Raw genomic sequence first — 20,389 nt, 5'->3', positions numbered from 1 at the left:
GGGGCGGTGGTGGGCGGGGTGCGTCAGAGCTTTCCGCCCCGGCCGCCCTCGCGCCGGGCGGGCGCGATGAGCGTCGACAGATAGGGCAGGGGCGCCTCGTCGAGGTCGGCGGCCGGGCGCACGGACTCCTCCGGGAGCCCCAGCGCCGAGCCCCACACGGCGTCGGCGAGCCGCCCGGTCTCCCGCAGCGCCTCGGCGACCTCGTGCGCCTGCCGCCCGAACTTGTAGGCGACCACGGTCCCGGGCCCGGCCAGGGCGTCCTTCAGCACGGCCGCCCCGGCGGTGACGGGCACGAGCGTGAGCGGCTCGGTGCCCTCGGTCAGCACGGCGCCCGACCGGGCGGCGAGGTCCTGCATGGCGGTGATCCCGGGAACGGTCTCGACGACGGTCCCCGGCACCAGCTCGGCGATGGTCTGCGCGAGGTAGGTGAACGTCGAGTACACGTTGGGGTCGCCGATGGTCGCGAAGGCCACCGAGGCGTGGCGCCGCAGCAGTTCGGCCACCCGGTCCCCGGCCGCGTCCCAGGCGGCCTCGCGCCGCCCCCGGTCGCTGCGCTCGTTCAGCGCGAACACGACCCGGACGACCTTCTCCTCGGGCACGTAGTGCAACACGGTCGCCTCGGCCCGGCCGCGCTCCATGGTGTCCATCACGGGGACCACCACGACATCGGCCTCCCGCAGGGCGTTCACGCCCTTGACGGTCACCAGCTCCGGATCCCCGGGGCCCACCCCGACTCCGACCAGCCTGCTGCTCATGACGTCCGGCACCTCTCGACGAACCTACGGGCGACACCGGGCTCGGACGCCCAGTGCGTGTGCAGATAGCTCGCGTGCACACCGCGCTCCACGAAACCTTCGACCCGCGGCCTGGGGCCGCGGACCCCCCAGGCGGGCTCCGCCCCCGAGCCGGGCTCCACGGCGGTCCGGTGGAACTCGTGGCCCCGCATCCGGGTCCCGGCCGCCGCGAGCACACTGTCGCCCACGGCCACGGCGTCCCGGTAGCCCAGAGTGAGCCGCTCGGTCATCCGCGCCCCGGCGTCCAGCACCCCGCACATCGGCAGCCCGTCCAGCTCCCGGCACAGATACAGCAGCCCGGCACACTCGGCGGCGACGGGAGCACCGCTCCCCGCCAGCTCGGCAACGGCCTTGCGCAGGGGTGCGTTGGCGGACAGCTCCGAGGCGTACACCTCGGGGAACCCGCCCCCGATCACCAACCCGGCGGTCCCCTCGGGCAGTTCCTCGTCCCTCAAAGGGTCGAAGGTGACGACGTCGGCACCGGCGGCGGTGAGCAACTCGGTGTGCTCGGCGTAGGAGAAGGTGAACGCGGCCCCACCGGCGACGGCGACGACGGGTGCACGCTGCTGATCCGCTTCATCCGACCGCGTCGGGTGGTGGGCGGGCGAGGCGGGAGTCCAGGGGGCGGAGCCCCCTGGCACGGCCCCGGCTGCACGTGCCAGGGCTTCCAACGCCCCCAGGTCACAACCGTCCACGACCTGCGCGGCCATCGCCGCAACGGCCTCGACCGCCGCGGCGTGCCGCTCGGCGACCGGCACCAGCCCCAGGTGCCGCGACGGCGTGTCCACCTGCGCAACCCGCCGCAACACCCCCAGCACCGGCACCCCGGCCTGCTCCAGCGCCTCCCGCAACAGCTCCTCGTGCCGGTCCGAGGCGACCTTGTTCAGGATCACGCCCCCGACCCGCACCTCCGGGTCCCAGGAGGCGAACCCGTGCACCAGCGCCGCCACCGACCGGGACTGCGACGACGCGTCCACGACCAGCACCACCGGCGCCCGCAACAGCTTCGCGACATGAGCCGTGGAGGCGAGTTCCCCCTCGCCCGCGGCCCCGTCGTACAGCCCCATCACGCCCTCGACGACGGCGATGTCACAGCCCTGTGCCCCGTGCAGGAACAGCGGCCCGACCAGCTCGGGCCCGCACAGGTACGCGTCGAGGTTCCGTCCCACCCGCCCGGTCGCGAGCGCGTGGTACCCGGGGTCGATGTAGTCCGGCCCGACCTTGTGCGGGGACACGGCGAGCCCCCGCGCGGCGAACGCGGCCATCAACCCCGTGGCGACGGTGGTCTTGCCGCTGCCCGAGGAGGGCGCGGCGATGACCAGCCGTGGGACGGAAGCACTCACCACTCGATGCCCCTCTGGCCCTTCTGGCCCGCGTCCATCGGGTGCTTGACCTTGGACATGTCGGTCACGAGGTCGGCGAAGTCCACGAGCTTCTCGGGCGCGTTCCGCCCGGTGATGACGACGTGCTGGGTCCCGGGCCGGTCCCGCAGCACGGAGATCACCTCGTCCGTGTCCACCCAGCCCCAGTGCATCGGGTAGGCGAACTCGTCCAGCACGTACAGCTTGTACGTCTCGGCCGCCAGGTCCCGCTTGACCTGCTCCCAGCCCTCCCGGGCCTTCTCCTCGTTGTCCATCTGGGCGTCGCGCTGCACCCAGGACCAGCCCTCGCCCATCTTGTGCCAGTCGACGGACCCGCCCTCGCCGGAGGCGCCGAGCACCCGCAGCGCGTTCTCCTCGCCGACCTTCCACTTCGCCGACTTGACGAACTGGAACACCCCGATCGGCCACCCCTGGTTCCAGGCCCGCAGCGCGAGCCCGAAGGCGGCGGTGGACTTGCCCTTGCCGACGCCCGTGTGGACGACGACCAGCGGCCGGTTGCGCCGCTGGCGGGTCGTCAGTCCGTCGTCCGGCACCACACTCGGCTGTCCCTGCGGCATTACGCGGCCCTCCTCTGCACGTCCTTCACGAGCCCGGCGATGCTGTCCGCGCGCAGCTCGTCCAATGTCACGGCCGTACCGCCCAGTTCGCCCGCGAGCTGCCCGGCGAGCCCCAGCCGCACCGGCCCCGACTCGCAGTCCACGACGACCGAGGCGACCCCGTCGGCCGCGAACAGCCGCGCCGCGCGCCCGGCCAGGGCGACCGGCTCCGGGCCGCCGGTGGCGCGCCCGTCCGTCACCAGCACGACCAGCGGCCGCCGCGCGGGATCGCGCAGCCGCTCCACGCGCAGCACGTCGTGCGCGCGCAGCAGCCCCGCGGCGAGCGGTGTACGCCCGCCCGTCGGCAGCGTCTCCAGGCGGGCCGCCGCCGCGTCCACCGACGAGGTCGGCGGCAGCGCGACGTCCGCGTCCGTGCCGCGGAAGGTCACCAGGCCCACCTTGTCGCGCCGCTGGTAGGCGTCCAGCAGCAGCGACAGCACGGCGCCCTTCACGGCGCTCATCCGCTGCCGTGCCGCCATCGACCCGGAGGCGTCCACGACGAACAGCACGAGATTGCCCTCGCGCCCCTCGCGGGTGGCCTGCCGCAGATCGTCCCGGCGCACCACCAGGCCCGGCCCGGACCGTCCGCGCGCCCGCTGGTGCGGGGCCGCGGCCTGCACGGTCGCCGCCAGATGCAGCTTGGTGAGCGCGCCCCGGGGCCGCCGGGCCCCGGTCGTCCGGCCGTGCTCGGTCCGCGCCCGCGAACGCCGCCCGGCGGCGCCCTCGCCGATCCCGGGCACGCTCAGCACCTTGGTGCGGAACGGCTCGGAGGCGCGTGCGGGCGACTGCTCGCCCCCGCCCGAGGGCTGCGGCTGCCCGCCCTCGCCGGCCTCGGGCCGGGCCGCGGTGTCACCGTCGCCCTGAGGCGCGTCGTCGGGTTCCGGCTGTCCGCCGCCCCCGCCGGGCCCGTCCGGGCCGGGGTCCGGATCCGGGTCGTCGTCGTCCGAGCCGCCGAACTCCTCCAGGGTCTCGTCGAGCTTGTCCTCGTCGAGCCCCGGCGCGTCGAAGGGGTTGCGCCGCCGCCGGTGCGGCAGCGCGAGCAGCGCCGCCTGCCGGACGTCCTCGGCGAGCACGTCCGTGCGCCCGGCCCAGGCCGCCAGCGCGGTGGCGGTCCGCGCCATCACGATGTCGGCGCGCATGCCGTCGACCTCGAAGGCCGCGCAGGTCGCCGCGATCTGCCGCAGCGCCCCGTCGCCCAGCCGCACGGACGGCAGCAGCTCCCGCGCGGCGACGATCCGCGCCCGTACGGCGGCCTCCTCCTCGGCCCAGCGCGCGGCGAAGGCGGCCGGATCGTCGTCGTAGGCCAGCCGCCTGCGCACGACCTCCACCCGCTGGTCCGGCTCCCGCGAGGCCGCGACCTCCACGGTCAGCCCGAACCGGTCGAGCAGCTGCGGCCGCAGCTCGCCCTCCTCGGGGTTCATGGTGCCGACGAGCAGGAAACGGGCGGCGTGCCGCACCGAGACGCCCTCGCGCTCGACGTACGAGGCGCCCATCGCGGCCGCGTCCAGCAGCAGGTCCACCAGGTGGTCGTGGAGGAGGTTGACCTCGTCGACGTAGAGGATCCCGCGGTGCGCGTCGGCGAGCAGGCCCGGCTCGAAGGCCTTCACGCCCTCGGAGAGGGCCCGCTCGATGTCCAGTGCGCCGACCAGCCGGTCCTCGGAGGCGCCGACCGGCAGTTCGACCATGCGGGCGGGCCGCTCGGCACCGCCGCCGGCCTCGTGGGGTCCGTCCGGGCACCCCGGGTCGGGGGAGGCGGGGTCGCACGAGAAACGGCAGCCGGGGACGACCGGGACCTCCGGCAGCAGCGCCGACAGGGCCCGCACCGCCGTCGACTTGGCCGTGCCCTTCTCGCCGCGCACCAGCACACCGCCGACCGCCGGGGACACCGCGTTCAGCAGCAGCGCGAGCCGCAGGTCGTCCTGGCCGACGACGGCCGTGAACGGAAAGGGGGTGGTCACTTCTCGTCGCCCTCCAAGTCGCCTTCGAGCTCCAGATAGGTGGCGCGCAGCCGCTCCAGCGTCTCCGCGTCCGGTTCGGCCCACAGCCCGCGCTCCGCGGCCTCCAGCAGCCGTTCGGTGATGCCGCGCAGCGCCCACGGGTTGGACTTCTTCATGAAGTCCCGGTTCTCCGGGTCGAAGACGTACTCGGCGCTGAGCTTCTCGTACATCCAGTCGTCCACGACCCCGGCCGTCGCGTCGTACCCGAACAGGTAGTCCACGGTCGCCGCCATCTCGAAGGCGCCCTTGTAGCCGTGCCGCCGCATGGCCGCCATCCAGCGCGGGTTGACCACCCGGGCGCGGAAGACGCGGTGCGTCTCCTCGCCGAGGGTGCGGGTCTTCACCTGGTCCGGGGTGGCCGAGTCGCCGACGTACGCCTCGGGGCTCGCGCCCGTCAGGTGCCGCACCATGGCGACCATGCCGCCGTGGTACTGGAAGTAGTCGTCGGCGTCGACCAGGTCGTGCTCACGGGTGTCGACGTTCTTCGCGGCGACGGCGATCCGCTTGAACGCCGTCTCCATGTCCCCGCGCGCGGCCCGCCCGTCGAGCCCCCGCCCGTAGGCGTAGCCGCCCCACACCGCGTACACCTCGGCGAGGTCCGCGTCGGAACGCCAGTTGCGGGCGTCGATCAGCGGCAGCAGACCGGCACCGTACGCCCCCGGCTTGGAGCCGAAGATGCGGGCCGTGGCGCGGCGGCGGTCGCCGTGCTCGGCGGTGTCCTGGTCGGCGTGGGCCCGGACGTAGTTGGACTCCGCCGGCTCGTCCAGCTCGGCCACCGTCCGCACGGCGTCGTCGATCAGGCCCACGACGTGCGGGAACGCGTCCCGGAAGAAACCCGAGATGCGGACCGTCACGTCGATGCGCGGCCGGCCCAGCTCCGCGAGCGGGACCACCTCGAACCCGGTCACGCGGCGCGAGGCGTCGTCCCACACCGGCCGGCAGCCCAGCAGCGCCAGGATCTCGGCGATGTCGTCGCCCTGGGTGCGCATCGCCGAGGTGCCCCACACCGTCAGGCCGACGGACGTGGGGTACTCGCCGGTGTCCTGCAGATACCGCTGCACCAGCGAGTCCGCGAGCGACTGCCCGACCTCCCAGCTCAGCCGGGACGGAATGGCCTTGGGGTCGACGGAGTAGAAGTTGCGGCCCGTCGGCAGGACGTTGACGAGACCGCGGGTCGGCGAACCGGAGGGGCCCGCCGGGACGTAGCCGCCGTTCAGCGCCCGCAGGATGTGCCCGATCTCGTCGGTGGTCTTCTCCAGCCGGGGCACGACCTCGGTGCAGGCGAACTCCAGCACGGCGACGGCCTCGGGCAGTTCGGTGCCGAGGACCTCGCGGACCAGCGGCGCGCTCCCGTCGACCGCCCAGCCGCGCTCCTCCATGCCCTCCGCGATCCGCCGGCACAGCTGCTCCAGCAGGTCGATCGCGTCGGCGGCGCTGCGGGCCGGGCCGTCCACCAGGTCCGTCAGCTCGACGGGCACCTTCACCGGGGCGCCCGGCTCGGCGAGCAGGTCCTTCTCCACCAGCCCGAAGTGCCGTGCCAGCGACGCCCGCAGGCCCGGCAGCGCGTTGGCCTGCCCGCCCCACACCTGCGAGGCGCGCAGCACGGCCAGCACGAGGTTGACGCGGGGCTCGCCGACCGGACCGCCGCCCAGGATGTGCAGCCCGTCGCGGATCTGCACGTCCTTGATCTCGCACAGATAGCCGTCGATGTGCATGACGAACTCGTCGAACTCCGCGTCGTCCGGCTGCTCGTCGACGTGCAGGTCGTGGTGGAGCTCGGCCGCCTTCACCAGCGTCCAGATCTGGGCGCGCACGGTCGGGGCCTTCGCCGGGTCCAGGTCGGAGACCAGCGCGTACTCGTCGAGGAGCTGCTCCAGCTTGGCCAGGTCGCCGTAGGTGTCGGCACGGGCCATCGGCGGCACGAGGTGGTCGACGACCGTGGCGTGCCCGCGCCGCTTGGCCTGGGTGCCCTCGCCCGGGTCGTTGACGATGAACGGGTAGATCAGCGGCAGGTCGCCGAGGACCGCGTCCGGGGCGCAGCCCCCGCTGAGCCCGAGCCCCTTGCCGGGCAGCCACTCCATGGTGCCGTGCTTGCCCATGTGGACGATGGCGTCGGCGCCGAAGCAGTTCTCCAGCCACCGGTAGGCCGCCATGTAGTGGTGGGACGGCGGCATGTCCGGGTCGTGGTAGATCGCGATCGGGTTCTCGCCGAAGCCGCGCGGCGGCTGGATCATCACGACGACGTTCCCGAACTGCAGGGACGCCAGCACGATGTCGTCGCCGTCGACGTAGAGGCTGCCCGGCGGCTCGCCCCACGCCTCCGTCATGGCGTCCTTCAGCTCCGGGTCGAGCTTCTCGAACCACGCCCGGTAGTCGGCCAGCGGCACCCGCGCGGGCGCGGCGGCCAACTGCTCCTCCGTCAGCCACTCCACGTCGTGCCCGCCGGCGTTGATGAGCCGGTGGATCAGCTCGTCACCCTCGTCCGGATGCCCCTCGACTACGTACCCGGCGTCCCGCAGCGCGTCCAGCACCCGCACCGCCGAGGCCGGGGTGTCCAGCCCGACCGCGTTGCCGACCCGCGAGTGCTTGGTCGGGTAGGCGGTGAAGACCAGTGCGAGCTTCTTCTCGGCGTTGTCCTTGTGCTTCAGCCGGGCGTGCCGTACGGCGATGCCGGCGACGCGTCCCGCACGCTCGGGGTCGGCGACGTAGACGGGCACGTCGTCCGGGCCCTGCTCCTTGAAGGAGAACGGCACGGTGATCAGCCGCCCGTCGAACTCCGGGATGGCCACCTGCATCGCGGCGTCCATGGGGGACAGGGCGGCGTCCGAGTCCGCCCAGGCCTGCCGCGAGGACGTCAGGCACAGGCCCTGCAGCACGGGGATGTCCAGCTCGGCGAGGGCGCCGATGTCCCAGGCCTCCTCGTCGCCGCCCGCCGAGGCCTGCGAGGCGTGGGTGCCGCCCGCGGCGAGGACGGTGGCGACCAGGGTGTCCGCCTGCCCGAGGATCTCGTAGAGGCCCGCGTCCGCCCCGCGCAGCGAACCGCAGTACACGGGCAGCGCGTTGGCGCCCCGCGCCTCGATCGCGTCGCACAGGGTGTCCACGAAGCCGGTGTTGCCGCTCAGCTCGTGCGCCCGGTAGAAGAGCACGCCGACGGTCGGACGGCCCGGCACGAGCTCACGCTCGCCGTGGACGCCGTACTCGGGCATCTTCCGCGGCTCGACGAATCCCTCGCCCGTCAGCAGCACGGTGTCGGAGAGGAACCGGGCGAGTTCGGTGAGGTTGTCCGGGCCGCCCTCCACGAGGTACCTCAGCGCCTCCGCAACGACACCGGCCGGTACGGACGACTCGGCCATCAGCTCCGCGTCCGGCACGGCCTCGCCGCCGAGCAGCACGGTCGGGATGCCGGAGGCCTTCAGCGCGGCGAGCCCGTCCTCCCAGGCCCGCTTGCCGCCGAGCAGCCGGACGACGGCGATGCCCGCCCCGTCCAGCAGGGCCGGCAGCTCCTCCCGGACGTCCACGCGGGTCGGGTTGCCGATCCGGTAGTCGGCACCGGAGGCGGCCCGGGCCGCCAGCAGGTCCGTGTCGGCGGTCGACAACAACAACACAGTGCTCATGCGGGTGCTCCCGGTGGAATGAAGGGCAGTCCTTGCGGCGCGCCGGACTCGATGAGCCGCCACAGCGCGTCGGTGTCCGCGTGCTGTTCGATCAGGTCGCCGAGCCGGTCGAGCTGCTCCTCGCGCAGCGCGGCGAACGAAGTGTCCGGCGCGGGCACGAAGCGACGGCCCGCGGCGGCCGCCACCTCGCGCAGAAAGGCCCGCCGGAAGCCGTCCGACTCCAGCGAGCCGTGCCAGTGCGTGCCCCAGGTCTGGCCGACCCGGCAGCCGTCGAGGAAGGGAGTTCCTCCCGTGACGTCGGCGACGCCGTGGTGGATCTCGTAGCCCTCGACGTGCTCCCCGAGGGCCTCCCCGAACGGCCGGGTGAGGGTCTTCTCGCGGGCGAACCGCACCCGCACGGGCAGGATCCCGAGCCCGTCGACATGGCCCCGGCGGCTCTCCACGTCGTCCTCGATGTGCTCGCCGAGGATCTGGAAGCCGCCGCAGATGCCGAGGACGGGCCGCTGCTCGGCGGCCCTGCGGACCAGGGCGTCGGCGAGCCCGCGCTCGCGCAGCCACTCCAGCGCCCGGACCGTCCCTCGGGTGCCGGGCACGATGACGAGGTCGGCGTCGGACAGCTCCTCCGGCCGGTCCACGAACCGCACCACGACGCCCGGTTCGGCGGCCAGCGCGTCCACGTCGGTGAAGTTGGACATGAGCGGCACGGCGCAGACCGCGACGCGCAGCACGTCCTCGCCGACCGGCGGGGCGACCAGGGACTCCCGCACCGCTCCCCGCAGGGAGACCCGCAGCCCGTCCTCCTCGTCGATCCCGAGCCCGTGCCGGAACGGCAGCACGCCGTACGTCTTCCGCCCCGTGAGCCCGTGCAGCATGTCCAGCCCCGGCTCCAGCAGGGAGACGTCCCCGCGGAACTTGTTGACGAGGAACCCGGCAACGCAACGCTGGTCCTCGGGCGACAGCAGCGCCACCGTCCCGAAGAACGAGGCGAACACCCCGCCCCGGTCGATGTCGCCGACGACGAGCACGGGCAGCCCGGCGTTCCGGGCGATCCCCATGTTCACGATGTCCGTCCGCCGCAGATTGATCTCGGCGGGAGAACCGGCCCCCTCACAGATCACCGCGTCATACGTGCCCCGCAACTGCTCCAGGCAGTCCAGCACCGTCCCGAGCAACTGCTGCTGCCGTCCGCCGTGGTAGCCGCGCGCACTCAGCTCCCCGACCGGCTTGCCCAGCAGCACGACCTGACTGCTCTGCTCGCCACCGGGCTTGAGCAGCACCGGATTCATCAGGGCGGTCGGCTCGACCCGGCAGGCCTGCGCCTGCATGGCCTGCGCCCGCCCGATCTCGGCCCCCTCCGTGGTCACGAAGGAGTTCAGGGACATGTTCTGCGCCTTGAAGGGCGCGACCTTCACGCCCTGCCGCACCAGCCACCGGCAGATCCCGGCGGTCACGACGCTCTTGCCGGCGTCGGAGGTCGTACCGGCGACAAGAAGCCCACCGCTCATGTCATTTCCCCCTCTTCGATGACCGCGCGCTCATCAGCAACCGCGCACCGGCGCACACCCCGAGCGCGAGCCAGGTGACGCGCTTCGACAGCCGCACGGCCCGCTCGACGTCGCGCGTCCCGACGGCCCGCCCCCGCGTGTTCAGCACGGGCCGGTGCTCCACCCGCCCGCCGTACGACAGCGTCCCGCCCAGCCGCACTCCGAGCGCCCCGGCGAACGAGGCCTCCACGGGCCCGGCGTTGGGACTCGGATGCTGTGCCGCGTCGGCCCGCCAGGCCCTCACGGCTTCCCGCGGATCCGGCCCGGCCAGCACGGCGAGTACGGCGGTCAGCCGCGCTCCCGGCCACCCCGCGAGGTCGTCCAGCCGCGCGGAGGCCCAGCCGTACCGGCGGTACCGGGCCGACTTGTGTCCGACCATGGCGTCCAGGGTGTTGACGGCCCGGAACCCGAGCAGCCCCGGCACCCCGCCGAAAGCCCCCCACACCAGTGCCCCCACCACCGCGTCCGAGGTGTTCTCGGCGACGGACTCGACCACGGCCCGGGCCATGCCGTCGGCGTCGAGGGCCTGTGGGTCCCGCCCGCACAGATGTGGCAGCCGCGCCCGGGCCGCCTCGACGTCCCCGGCCTCCAGGGCCCGCCCGATGGTCCGCGCCTCCCGGGCGAGCGAAGTCCCCCCGACGACGGCCCAGGTGGCGGCTGCGGTCAGCGCGACGGAGGCGACGGGAGACGGCCGCACGGCCCGCGCGGCGACGGACCCGAGGGCGACGGTCCCTCCGGCACACACGGCGGTGTGCAGCGCGCCCCACCCGCGGTGGTCCCGCCACAGCACCTGTTCCACGGCGCCCGCGGCCCGTCCGAACGCGGCGACCGGATGCCCCCGGCGAGGATCACCGAGCAGCAGGTCACCGATCAGACCGGCGGCGGCGCCGTACGCGAAGACGCGACCGGCACCCATGGGCTCAGCCGGCCAGGAGGGCGGGCAGGGGTGGGGTGTTGAACCTCGATCGGCAGCCGCGCATGGCGATATGTGTCCTCACTCAGGGTGTCCACGCCCTGGTTCGACGAGACCGGCGGTGAGAGTTCCTGGCTCCCGGGGATCACTACCCCGGTGACAGTGGCGGGACCGCGCCGGACTTGCACCGGCTTCCTCTCCTGCCGCCGTACTGGCCCCGGCAGTCCACCACGGCCGCGAACCGCCGTCAACTTGCCGTTGACCTGCGAGGGGAGAGTGTGGAGAACCCCACATCGCCCCCTGCGCACACACGACGACCGGGCGGCACAGGACTCAGGTCCCGTGCCGCCCGGCGGACGTTGTGCGGTCGGGCCGTCAGGCCACGATCAGATAGATGCCGTACCCGACGGCCGCCGCGCACGCCGCGAAGCACGCGTACGCGCCGGTGACCGCGAGGCCCGCGGACCCGCCCTGGGCCACCGCCCGCTCGCGGCGGGACAGACCGGTGATGCCGAGGGTGAACAGGCCCACGAGAGCCACGGTGACCACGAGGCTGACGCCGAACACGGAGCCGAGGGCCGCCCAGTCGATCTTCATATCGGAGACTCTTCCTTGTTGCCGGTGGGCGGGGTCAGACCGTGGTGGTCGTGGAGGCCGTCCGCTCGGCGGTGGCCTGGGCCGGGAACGACGGCACCGGCTCCTCCGCCGGCGTGCCGGCCGGCGGCGGCGTCACCGCGGCCATCGCCGTGGTGACCACGCCCGCGGGCTCCGCGTCGTCGGTGTCGTTGACGTTGGTGTGGTCGACGATCTCCCGCCGCGAGAGCTTCCAGATGGCCGCGCTGGAGGCGACGAGGAAGACGGCCACCACCGCGGTGCCCCAGGCCCCGAAGCCGGTGACGTACTCGGCGAGGGCGCCCACCAGGGCCGCCGCCGGCAGCGTCAGACCCCAGGCGACGAACATCCGCGTCGCGGTCGACCAGCGGACGACACCGCCCTTGCGGCCGAGCCCCGCGCCCATCACGGCGCCGGAGACGGAGTGCGTCGTGGAGAGGGAGAAACCGAGGTGCGAGGAGGCCAGGATGACCGTGGCCGCGGAGGTCTGGGCGGCGAAGCCCTGCTGCGGCTGGAGGTCGGTCAGGCCCTTGCCCATGGTGCGGATGATGCGCCAGCCGCCCAGGTAGGTGCCGAGCGCGATCGCGATGCCCGCGGAGAGGATGACCCACATGGGCGGGTCGGAGTCGGGGGCGAGGGTGCCGCCGGCGACCAGGGCGAGGGTGATGATGCCCATCGTCTTCTGCGCGTCGTTGGTGCCGTGCGCCAGGGAGACCAGGCCCGCCGACGCGATCTGGCCGGCCCGGTAGCCCTTCCGGGACGCCTCGCCGTCGGCCTTCTTGCCGAGGGAGTACGTCAGCCGTGTGGCCAGCATCGCCGCGATGCCCGCGACCAGCGGGGCGGCGATCGCCGGGATCAGGACCTTGGTGACCAGCACGTCGCCGTGCACCGCGCCGACGCCCGCCGAGGCGATCGTGGCGCCGATCAGACCGCCCATGAGAGCGTGCGAGGAGCTGGACGGCAGACCGACCAGCCACGTCAGCAGGTTCCAGAGGATCGCGCCGACCAGGGCGGCGAAGATGACCTCGGGCCGGATGCCGGCCTCGTCGACGAGGCCCTTGGAGATCGTGTTGGCGACTTCGACGGACAGGAAGGCGCCGACCAGGTTGAGGACCGCGGACATGGCCACCGCAACCTTGGGCTTCATGGCGCCCGTGGAAATGGTCGTGGCCATCGCGTTCGCGGTGTCGTGGAAACCGTTCGTGAAATCGAACGCGAGTGCGGTTACCACCACAATCGCGAGGATCAGCGAGAAGCTTTCCATTTACCCAGGCAATCGTTCGAGGTCGTTGGCCGTATGAACGTAGGCAACCTGAGTGAACGGGAGATGAACTGGGAGGGGCGCAGGGGTGACCGCAAAGGGGTGTCGTGGCGACGCCCGGGAACGGCCGCCCCGGCGCCCGGTCACCACGCGCCCCGCGCGAACCTCTTCAGCTGATCGAGTGACCCGTTGAAAAGGTTCTGATCACCCGGAAGTGTCCCGCCGCCGTTGTCGTACTGCCAGAAGGTCCAGGAGGACCAGCCGGCCGGCAGCGCACCGGGGTTCGGAGCGTCGTAGCGGGCGATCCACAGGGCATGACCGGCGGCCAGGGCGCGGCTGCCGCCCGTGCACGTGTTCCACCAGTGGGTGGTCGTGTAGATCACGGGGCGGCGGCCGGTGAGCCGCTCGGTCTCGTGGCTGAACGCCTTGATCCAGCTGACCATTCCCGCCCTCGTCAGCCCGTAGCACTGGTGCTTCTTGTCGTACGGGTTGTATTCGATGTCGAGCGCGGGCGGCAGCGTCCAGCCGTCCGCCGTCCAGCTGCCGCCGTTGCGCACGAAGTGCGCCGCCTGCGCCCGGCCGGAGGACCGGTCCGGCAGGGCGAAGTGGTACGCGCCGCGCACCAGTCCGGCCGCGCGCGAGCCGTTGTACTGCCGGGCGAAGGAGGGGTTGCGGTAGGTGGTGGACTCCGTCGCCTTGACGTAGACGAACCGGGCGCCCTGCGTCCGCGCGCCGGGCCAGTCGACATTCCGCTGGTGGGACGAGACGTCGTGCCCCTTCGGCCGGCTCGCCGCCGAGGCCGGGGCCTCGGTGAGCGCGGCCCCGCCCAGGGCGAGTGCGGCTGCGGATGCCGCCAGTAAGCGGCCGCGGCGTCGGGCCGGTGTGCGGTCACGGGCCATGTGGTTCCCCCCGGAATGGCGGCATGCACGGCAAATCTCCCGGAGCGTACCGGAAGATCGCTGAATGCCCGCAGGTCTGCGGCGGGAGGGATCCGCAGGGCCTTCTGTGCCGACAGCCGCCCTTACGGACCGTCGGCTTCCGGATCGAAGTACCCCCGCCCGGGGGCGCGTTGAGCCGCTGCCTGGCAGGATCGCGGCATGGCTGAGCAGCGAGGCGACGAGCAGGGCACGGGGGACGCGCGGGAGGGCGGACGGGATGCGGGGGAGCCGCGGCGCAGAAGTGCCCGCCCCGAGGAGGCGCACGCCTGGGAGGACCTCGTCGCGGCGGCCCGCCGGACGGTCGCGGACGGGCTCGTCGTCGGCACGTCCGGCAACGTCTCCGTGCGCGTCGGGGACACCGTCCTGGTCACGCCGTCGGGCGTCCCCTACGACCGGCTGACCCCGGACGACGTGACCGGCGTCGGCCTCGACGGCCGGCAGGTCCTCGGCACCCTCGTCCCCACCAGCGAGCTGCCCATGCACCTCGCGGTCTACCGCACGACCGGCGCCCGGGCCGTCGTCCACACCCACGCCGTCCACGCGACGGCCGTCTCGACCCTCGTCGACGAGCTCCCGCTGATCCACTACATGGCCGCCGCACTCGGCGGCCCCGTCCGGGTCGCCCCCTATGCCACGTACGGCACGGACGAGTTGGCCGAGCACATGCTCCGCGCCCTCGACGGCCGCTCCGGCTGCCTCCTCCAGAACCACGGCACCGTCACCCACGGCACCACCCTCGCCCAGGCCTACGACCGCACCGCCCAGCTGGAGTGGATGTGCCGCCTGTGGCTGACCGCCTCCTCGGTGCCCGGCCTGGCCCCGAGCCTGCTGTCCCGGGAACAGCTGACGGAGGTGGAGGAGCGCCTGCGCGGCTACGGCCAGCGGGGCTGAGCCCCCTGCGGCCGCCGCGGACGTCACTCCGCCGCCGCCGCCCGCTGGTCGCCCACGGCATCCGCCGGGACACTGGACCCGTGCGCACTGTCAAAGCGACGGCCGCTGCCGTCACCGCCGTCATCGGGGCCGGTGCCGCCGCGGTGGCCGCCGGCCGGCTCGCCAGCGACGCCGCGCTCAAGGCGCCTCCCGGCAGGCCCCTGCCCACCGAACCCCGGCTCACCGTGCACGGCACCGCCGCCGGGCAGATCAGCCTCACCCGGGACTTCGCCGCCCTGCGCCCCGGCCGCTACGGCCTGTCCGGCAACGGCTCGCACGCGGTCGTCGGCCCCGTCCTGACCGGCGCCCCGCACCCCGCCGACACCGTCGTGCGCCGCCTGGAGAGCGTCACCCACGGCACGCTGAAGCCCGGTGACAAGGTCTGGCTCACACCGAACGTGTACGTCGGCAACCCGGGCGCCGCCCTCGGACTCGACCACGCCGACGTCGACGTCCCCGGCGAACTCGGTGCCCTGCCCGCGTGGTTCGTGCCCGGCAAGCGGGACACCTGGGTGATCGCCGTGCACGGCCTGGGCGCCACCCGCGAACTCGCCATGAACGTCATGCCGTTCCTGCACCGCAACCACTTCCCGGTGCTCGCCCTCGCCTACCGCGGCGACCTGGGGGCACCCCGCCGGCCCGACGGCCTCAGCCACCTCGGCGAGACCGAGTGGCGCGACCTCGACGCCGCCATCCGCTACGCCGTGCGCTACGGAGCCCGCCAGGTCGTCCTGCACGGCTGGTCCACCGGCGCCACCATGGCCCTGCGCGCCGCCACGCACTCGGGGCTGCGCGACCGTGTCTCCGGGCTCGTCCTGGACTCCCCGGTACTCGCCTGGGAGACCACCCTGCGCGCCCTGGCCTCGGCCCGTCGTACCCCGGGGGCGCTGCTGCCCCTCGCGGTCCGGGCCGCCCAGGGCCGCACCGGCCTGCCCGGCGGCCGTGTCGCGGGCGCGGTGCCGCCCGGCGGGCCGAGCGTCCCGGCGCTCGTCATCCACGGCCCGGACGACACCGTCGCCCCCTGGCAGCTCTCCCGCCGGCTCGCCGACGCCCACCCCGGCACGGTCGCCCTGCGCACGGTCCGCAACGCACCCCACGGAGCCATGTGGAACGCCGACCCGGAGGCTTACGAGGAAGCCCTCCGACGCTTCCTGACACCCCTCATGTGACGCCGTTCCCACCCACTCGCCGGCCCGGCCTCCCGTTCCGGCTTCTCACGCACCCCCCGTTCACGCCCCCTTCGCCCCGTCGCCACCGCATTCCGCCGCCCCCGTCGCCGACCGGTCGCGGAGATTCCGTTTAGCGTCGTACCACTGGCCGATTCCCGGCCCTCGACCACTCCCGGGAACCGGTGCGTTGGCCATCCCCGTCGCCCGCCGTGACATTCCGTTTGGGTTTTCGGACCGTCAACCGGAAGACTGCACCCGTGACGTCCCGTATCCCGCGCGACTCCAGGCTTCGACTCGTCCGCCCGCGACCCCTGGCCGCCGCCCCACCAGCGATGAACCAGCGGCGCTCGCGCCGCCCCGCCCCACGCCCCCCGGAGGGCACCCCGGCACCGGCGGAGCTGGCCAGAATGGCACGCTCAGGTCTCGCCGACGCGGCCCGTGTCGCCCGCTGGGCCGACGCCGCGCTCGGTCCCGGCCGGGACAGCGCCACCGACGACGGCAAGGCCACCCTCTCCGACACGACGGCCGAACGGGCCGCCCGCGAACTGGGCCTGACACCGGCTCAGGTCAGAGCCGACTGGGACACCGCCCGCCTCGCCGGCCTCGTCGAGGTGCACGGCGACAGCGCCCGCCCCGGCTGGCGGCTGCGCGCCTGGGACCGCGACGACAGCGCCGTGCTGCGCGGCTGGGTCGCGCTCTTCGACGCCTGGTCGCTCGCCCACCCGGAGCCCGAGGAGCACGAGCCCGCCGCCGTCGCCGAGGTCGTCTCCGCCATGCCCCAGGCGCTGTCCTTCCTCCAGCTGTCCGCCGGGCCCGTCCCCGTGGAGCAGCTCCTCGACCTCCTGGAGCAGCGCGTCACCGAGCTGCGCACCGCCCGCTGCGAGATCCCCTACGGCCCCCAGCCCGAGCCGCCGGCCGAACCGGAGCCCACCGACGCCCCGCTCGCCCCCCTGCTCGACTGGGCCCTGCGCGCCCTCGCCTCCGTCGGCGCCCTCACCTACGGCGACGGCCAGGCCACCCTCACCCCGCTCGGCAGCTGGGCCGTCTGGGTCAAGCTGGAGCAGATCTGCGTCGCCGCGCAGAGCCCCGCCGGGAACATCGAGCAGGCCGCCGACGACATGCTCCGCGGCTGCGCCCAGCTGCGCCCGAACGCGGCCCGCGCCGAGTACCGCGCCTGGCTCGCCGCCCGACCCGTCGGCAGCGCCGTCACCGAGCTCCTCGGCGCCGCCCGCGGTGAGGACGCCCTGCTGCGCGGCCTCGCCTTCGAGGCGCTGCGCGTGGTCGGCGCCCCCGCCGAGCCGGACGTCCGCGGCGTGCTGGACGAGCCCACGCTCAGGCCGTACGCGCTGCTGTGGCTGGCCGAGCACGACGGCGCCGACCCCGAGGACGCCCACGAGGTCCTCACCCGCGAGGAGGCGACCTGGCTGTGGGTGGACACCGCGGCCGCCGTCGCCGACCACGGGGAGGCGCCGCTGCTGGTGCGCCACTTGGAGTCCGCGGTGCAGCCGACCGTCCCGATGCTCCTGGAGGAGGTACGCGCCGTGGGGCATCCGCGCACCGTGCAGGTCCTGGTCGCCCTCGCCGCCGCACACCCCGACCCGGCCCTGGCCAAGGCCGTCCGCCGGGCGGCCTTCCAGGTGCACACCGGCGGCAGCTAGGGCCGTCGCCCGGGCCCCGAAGCCTTCAGCTCACCTGTCCCGGGGCCGTCAGCCCGGTATCTCGGGCGCGTAGGTCCCGAAGCTCCACACGTTGCCCTCCAGGTCCCGGGCCAGGTAGTCCCGCGAGCCGTAGTCCTGGTCCGTCGGGGGCATCAGCACCTCCACGCCGTGGTCCACCGCGTGGCGGTGGTGCCCGTCCACGTCGTCCACCACCACGTACACCCCCGTGGTGCCGGCGTCCTTCATGGCGGCGTCGAACAGGCCGCCCCGGCCCTTGGTACCGACCATCACCGCGCCGTTGCCCTGCACCAGCTCGGCGTGCAGCACCGAGCCGTCCTCGCCCTCGTACACCGACAGCTCCGTGAAGCCGAAGGCCTCCGTGAGCTGGCGGATCGCCGCCTTCGCGTCGGCGTACAGCAGCGTCGGGTAGATGCTCGGACGCCCGCCGGACGTGCCTGCCATGGCGATCACTTCCTCGTGTCTCGCTGGGTGTTCCCCCGCCGGGAGAGCCGGATTCCGGCCCGTTCCCCGGCCCGCTGTTCAGTCTTCCACCGGGCACTGACAACGGCCCTCCGCCGGGCCGCCGGTGATCGAACACCCGCACACAGAAAAAGTGGTTGCACGTCCCCGTTAGACTGTCCCCATGGCCATTCTCCTCGCGCATTAGACGGACGGGAACGTCCTCAGCCGTCCATCCCGCCCCCGTATCCGCCCTGGAGTCTGTCCGTGATCTCCGCCTCCGGTATCGAGCTGCGCGCCGGTGCCCGCGTCCTCATCGAAAACGCCTCGTTCCGCATCGCCAAGGGCGACCGCATCGGCCTGGTCGGCCGCAACGGCGCGGGGAAGACCACCCTCACCAAATGCCTGGCAGGCGAGGGCATGCCCGCCGGCGGCGCCATCACCCGCTCCGGCGAGGTCGGCTACCTCCCGCAGGACCCCCGCACCGGCGACCTCGACATCCTCGCCCGCGACCGCATCCTGTCCGCGCGCGGCCTGGACGTACTGATCAAGAAGATGCGCGACAACGAACAGCGCATCGCCAACGGCCAGGGCGCCACCCGCGAGAAGGCGCTCAGGCAGTACGAGCGCCAGGAGACGGAGTTCCTCACCAAGGGCGGGTACGCCGCCGAGGCCGAGGCCGCCACCATCGCCGCCGCGCTCAACCTGCCCGACCGGGTCCTCGGCCAGCCGCTGCACACGCTCTCCGGCGGTCAGCGCCGCCGTATCGAGCTGGCCCGGATCCTCTTCTCGGACGCGGACACCCTGCTGCTCGACGAGCCCACGAACCACCTCGACGCCGACTCGATCGTCTGGCTGCGCGACTACCTGAAGACCTACCGCGGCGGCTTCATCGTGATCTCCCACGACGTCGACCTGGTCGAGACGGTCGTCAACAAGGTGTTCTACCTGGACGCCAACCGCGCTCAGATCGACATCTACAACATGGGCTGGAAGCTCTACCAGCAGCAGCGCGAGGCCGACGAGAAGCGCCGCAAGCGCGAGCGGCAGAACGCCGAGAAGAAGGCCTCCGCGCTGCACTCGCAGGCCGACAAGATGCGGGCCAAGGCCACCAAGACCGTCGCCGCGCAGAACATGGCCCGCCGGGCGGACAAGCTGCTGGCCGGCCTGGAGGCCGAGCGCAAGTCCGACAAGGTCGCCAAGCTGCGCTTCCCCGAGCCCTCCCCGTGCGGCAAGACCCCCCTCATGGCCGAGGGCCTGTCGAAGTCCTACGGATCGCTGGAGATCTTCACCGACGTCGACCTGGCCATCGACAAGGGTTCGCGCGTCGTCATCCTGGGCCTCAACGGCGCGGGCAAGACGACCCTGCTCCGCCTGCTCGGCGGTGCGGAGCAGCCCGACACCGGCAAGGTCATCGAGGGCCACGGCCTCAAGCTCGGCTACTACGCGCAGGAGCACGAGACCCTCGACCCGGAGCGCACGGTCCTGGAGAACATGCGCTCCGCCGCCCCCGACCTGGACCTGGTGGAGGTCCGCAAGACGCTCGGCTCGTTCCTGTTCTCCGGAGACGACGTCGACAAGCCGGCCGGCGTCCTCTCCGGCGGCGAGAAGACCCGCCTCGCCCTCGCCACCCTCGTGGTGTCCTCGGCGAACGTGCTGCTCCTCGACGAGCCGACGAACAACCTCGACCCCGCCAGCCGCGAGGAGATCCTCGGCGCGCTGCGCACCTACAAGGGCGCGGTCGTCCTCGTCACGCACGACGAGGGCGCGGTCGAGGCGCTCCAGCCGGAGCGGATCATCCTGCTGCCGGACGGCGTCGAGGACCTGTGGGGCGCCGACTACGCGGATCTCGTCGCCCTGGCCTGAGCGTCAATGCCGCTTGATCGAATACGTGATCAACGGCGTATGGATCATTCGGCCCAGCGGTGATCCATCATCTGTGTGAGATCTCCTCGTACCGAGGTGTGTCCTACATCGATTTCGCGGCCGAGCCCCCGATTCTTCCGGGCTCGGCCGCGCCGCCTTTCTGACCTGGCCTTTTCCTCCACCATCCGTTCGGCCACAGGGACACCGCTCTTCGGAATTCCATATTCCGTATGTGGGGATGCGCTCCCGTCGTCACAACCTTGTCTCACCGACCTTGCCGAATGGGTGGCCATCAAGGCCCGGAGGGGTGATCATGAGGAGACCAGAGCGCACTTCCCATGAGGAGGCACGGGTGGCCGAGACTCTGAAGAAGGGCAGCCGGGTGACCGGCGCCGCGCGCGACAAGCTCGCGGCAGACCTGAAGAAGAAGTACGACGCCGGTGCGAGCATCCGGGCGTTGGCCGAGGAGACCGGCCGCTCGTATGGCTTTGTGCACCGCATGCTCAGTGAGTCGGGCGTCACGCTGCGAGGGCGTGGCGGGGCGACCCGGGGCAAAAAGGCCACGGCCTGACCCCGGGTGGCCCCTCGGCTTCGATGGTGGCCACCCGGTCGGTCGTCTGATCGGCCGGGTGGTTACTGTGCAGTCACTTAAGCGT

16 protein-coding genes and 1 riboswitch are annotated in these 20,389 nt (G+C 73.2%); of the genes, 5 read left to right on the top strand and 11 right to left on the bottom strand.

Annotation, left to right across the window (positions count from 1 at the left end; translation table 11 throughout):
* Positions 1-23: 23 nt before the first annotated feature.
* The 10 genes from cobI to RFN52_RS08940 form a co-directional block, all read right to left on the bottom strand.
* On the bottom strand, positions 24-755 hold the full coding sequence (gene cobI / locus RFN52_RS08985) for a precorrin-2 C(20)-methyltransferase (protein WP_184844751.1): 732 nt from the start codon (positions 753-755) through the stop codon (positions 24-26).
* Positions 752-2,137, bottom strand: coding sequence for a cobyrinic acid a,c-diamide synthase CobB (locus RFN52_RS08980; RefSeq protein WP_184844747.1), 1,386 nt, complete (start codon positions 2,135-2,137; stop codon positions 752-754). Before RFN52_RS08980 ends, cobI begins: the two co-directional genes overlap by 4 nt.
* Positions 2,134-2,733 (bottom strand): cob(I)yrinic acid a,c-diamide adenosyltransferase, encoded by a 600-nt coding sequence (gene cobO, locus RFN52_RS08975; RefSeq protein ID WP_079308227.1) that lies wholly within the window; start codon positions 2,731-2,733, stop codon positions 2,134-2,136. Before cobO ends, RFN52_RS08980 begins: the two co-directional genes overlap by 4 nt.
* On the bottom strand, positions 2,733-4,730 hold the full coding sequence (locus RFN52_RS08970; RefSeq protein ID WP_184844744.1) for a putative cobaltochelatase: 1,998 nt from the start codon (positions 4,728-4,730) through the stop codon (positions 2,733-2,735). The genes cobO and RFN52_RS08970 overlap by 1 nt, the downstream gene beginning before the upstream one ends.
* The gene (gene cobN, locus RFN52_RS08965) at positions 4,727-8,383 is read right to left on the bottom strand and encodes a cobaltochelatase subunit CobN (protein WP_184844740.1); all 3,657 of its coding nucleotides are present in this window, start codon (positions 8,381-8,383) and stop codon (positions 4,727-4,729) included. The genes RFN52_RS08970 and cobN overlap by 4 nt, the downstream gene beginning before the upstream one ends.
* A complete protein-coding gene (locus RFN52_RS08960; protein ID WP_184844737.1) occupies positions 8,380-9,888 on the bottom strand; it encodes a cobyric acid synthase in 1,509 nt (502 codons plus the stop codon). The genes cobN and RFN52_RS08960 overlap by 4 nt, the downstream gene beginning before the upstream one ends.
* 1 nt (position 9,889) lies before the next feature.
* The gene (locus RFN52_RS08955; RefSeq protein WP_184844734.1) at positions 9,890-10,843 is read right to left on the bottom strand and encodes a cobalamin biosynthesis protein; all 954 of its coding nucleotides are present in this window, start codon (positions 10,841-10,843) and stop codon (positions 9,890-9,892) included.
* A 103-nt stretch (positions 10,844-10,946) separates the two neighbouring features.
* Positions 10,947-11,085: riboswitch (cobalamin riboswitch) on the bottom strand.
* A 130-nt stretch (positions 11,086-11,215) separates the two neighbouring features.
* A complete protein-coding gene (locus RFN52_RS08950) occupies positions 11,216-11,437 on the bottom strand; it encodes a hypothetical protein (protein WP_059422310.1) in 222 nt (73 codons plus the stop codon).
* 34 nt (positions 11,438-11,471) lie between these two features.
* Entirely contained in the window at positions 11,472-12,716 is a 1,245-nt protein-coding gene (locus RFN52_RS08945; RefSeq protein ID WP_184844731.1) for an inorganic phosphate transporter, read from the bottom strand.
* Between the two features lie 140 nt (positions 12,717-12,856).
* Entirely contained in the window at positions 12,857-13,612 is a 756-nt protein-coding gene (locus tag RFN52_RS08940; RefSeq protein ID WP_184844728.1) for a lysozyme, read from the bottom strand.
* A 198-nt stretch (positions 13,613-13,810) separates the two neighbouring features.
* Here RFN52_RS08940 and RFN52_RS08935 point away from each other — a divergent pair, with 198 nt between their 5' ends.
* The 3 genes from RFN52_RS08935 (at position 13,811) to RFN52_RS08925 (ending at position 17,408) form a co-directional block, all read left to right on the top strand.
* Complete coding sequence (locus RFN52_RS08935) at positions 13,811-14,542, top strand: class II aldolase/adducin family protein (RefSeq protein ID WP_184844725.1); 732 nt, start codon at positions 13,811-13,813, stop codon at positions 14,540-14,542.
* An 80-nt stretch (positions 14,543-14,622) separates the two neighbouring features.
* Positions 14,623-15,750 (top strand): alpha/beta hydrolase, encoded by a 1,128-nt coding sequence (locus RFN52_RS08930; protein ID WP_184844722.1) that lies wholly within the window; start codon positions 14,623-14,625, stop codon positions 15,748-15,750.
* Positions 15,751-16,157: 407 nt separating this feature from the next.
* Positions 16,158-17,408: a hypothetical protein gene (locus RFN52_RS08925; RefSeq protein ID WP_184844720.1), complete on the top strand. Its 1,251-nt coding sequence runs from the start codon at positions 16,158-16,160 to the stop codon at positions 17,406-17,408.
* Positions 17,409-17,456: 48 nt separating this feature from the next.
* On the opposite strand, the gene RFN52_RS08920 is transcribed toward RFN52_RS08925, so the two are convergent.
* Positions 17,457-17,870 (bottom strand): VOC family protein, encoded by a 414-nt coding sequence (locus RFN52_RS08920; RefSeq protein ID WP_184844717.1) that lies wholly within the window; start codon positions 17,868-17,870, stop codon positions 17,457-17,459.
* A gap of 264 nt (positions 17,871-18,134) precedes the next feature.
* On the opposite strand from RFN52_RS08920, the gene RFN52_RS08915 reads away from it, so the two are divergent.
* Positions 18,135-19,733 carry an ABC-F family ATP-binding cassette domain-containing protein gene (locus RFN52_RS08915; protein ID WP_184844714.1) on the top strand — a complete coding sequence of 533 codons (1,599 nt, stop codon included), beginning with the start codon at positions 18,135-18,137 and terminating at the stop codon, positions 19,731-19,733.
* A 352-nt stretch (positions 19,734-20,085) separates the two neighbouring features.
* Positions 20,086-20,304, top strand: coding sequence for a helix-turn-helix domain-containing protein (locus tag RFN52_RS08910; protein WP_010037790.1), 219 nt, complete (start codon positions 20,086-20,088; stop codon positions 20,302-20,304).
* The last annotated feature ends 85 nt before the right edge of the window (positions 20,305-20,389 follow it).

It is taken from the genome of Streptomyces collinus (genome assembly GCF_031348265.1).
In the GTDB taxonomy this organism is placed as follows: domain Bacteria; phylum Actinomycetota; class Actinomycetes; order Streptomycetales; family Streptomycetaceae; genus Streptomyces; species Streptomyces collinus.
Note: the sequence above shows the minus strand (reverse complement) of the source record. Positions and strands in the feature narration are given on the sequence as shown.

What these genes read in the sequence shown, in the direction of transcription:
- cobN (WP_184844740.1), bottom strand. Translation starts at nt 8,383, where the DNA reads ATGAGCACTGTGTTGTTGTTGTCGACCGCCGACACGGACCTGCTGGCG.
- RFN52_RS08940 (WP_184844728.1), bottom strand. Translation starts at nt 13,612, where the DNA reads ATGGCCCGTGACCGCACACCGGCCCGACGCCGCGGCCGCTTACTGGCG.
- RFN52_RS08955 (WP_184844734.1), bottom strand. Translation starts at nt 10,843, where the DNA reads ATGGGTGCCGGTCGCGTCTTCGCGTACGGCGCCGCCGCCGGTCTGATC.
- RFN52_RS08925 (WP_184844720.1), top strand. Translation starts at nt 16,158, where the DNA reads ATGGCACGCTCAGGTCTCGCCGACGCGGCCCGTGTCGCCCGCTGGGCC.
- cobI (WP_184844751.1), bottom strand. Translation starts at nt 755, where the DNA reads ATGAGCAGCAGGCTGGTCGGAGTCGGGGTGGGCCCCGGGGATCCGGAG.
- RFN52_RS08950 (WP_059422310.1), bottom strand. Translation starts at nt 11,437, where the DNA reads ATGAAGATCGACTGGGCGGCCCTCGGCTCCGTGTTCGGCGTCAGCCTC.
- cobO (WP_079308227.1), bottom strand. Translation starts at nt 2,733, where the DNA reads ATGCCGCAGGGACAGCCGAGTGTGGTGCCGGACGACGGACTGACGACC.
- RFN52_RS08960 (WP_184844737.1), bottom strand. Translation starts at nt 9,888, where the DNA reads ATGAGCGGTGGGCTTCTTGTCGCCGGTACGACCTCCGACGCCGGCAAG.
- RFN52_RS08920 (WP_184844717.1), bottom strand. Translation starts at nt 17,870, where the DNA reads ATGGCAGGCACGTCCGGCGGGCGTCCGAGCATCTACCCGACGCTGCTG.
- RFN52_RS08945 (WP_184844731.1), bottom strand. Translation starts at nt 12,716, where the DNA reads ATGGAAAGCTTCTCGCTGATCCTCGCGATTGTGGTGGTAACCGCACTC.
- RFN52_RS08935 (WP_184844725.1), top strand. Translation starts at nt 13,811, where the DNA reads ATGGCTGAGCAGCGAGGCGACGAGCAGGGCACGGGGGACGCGCGGGAG.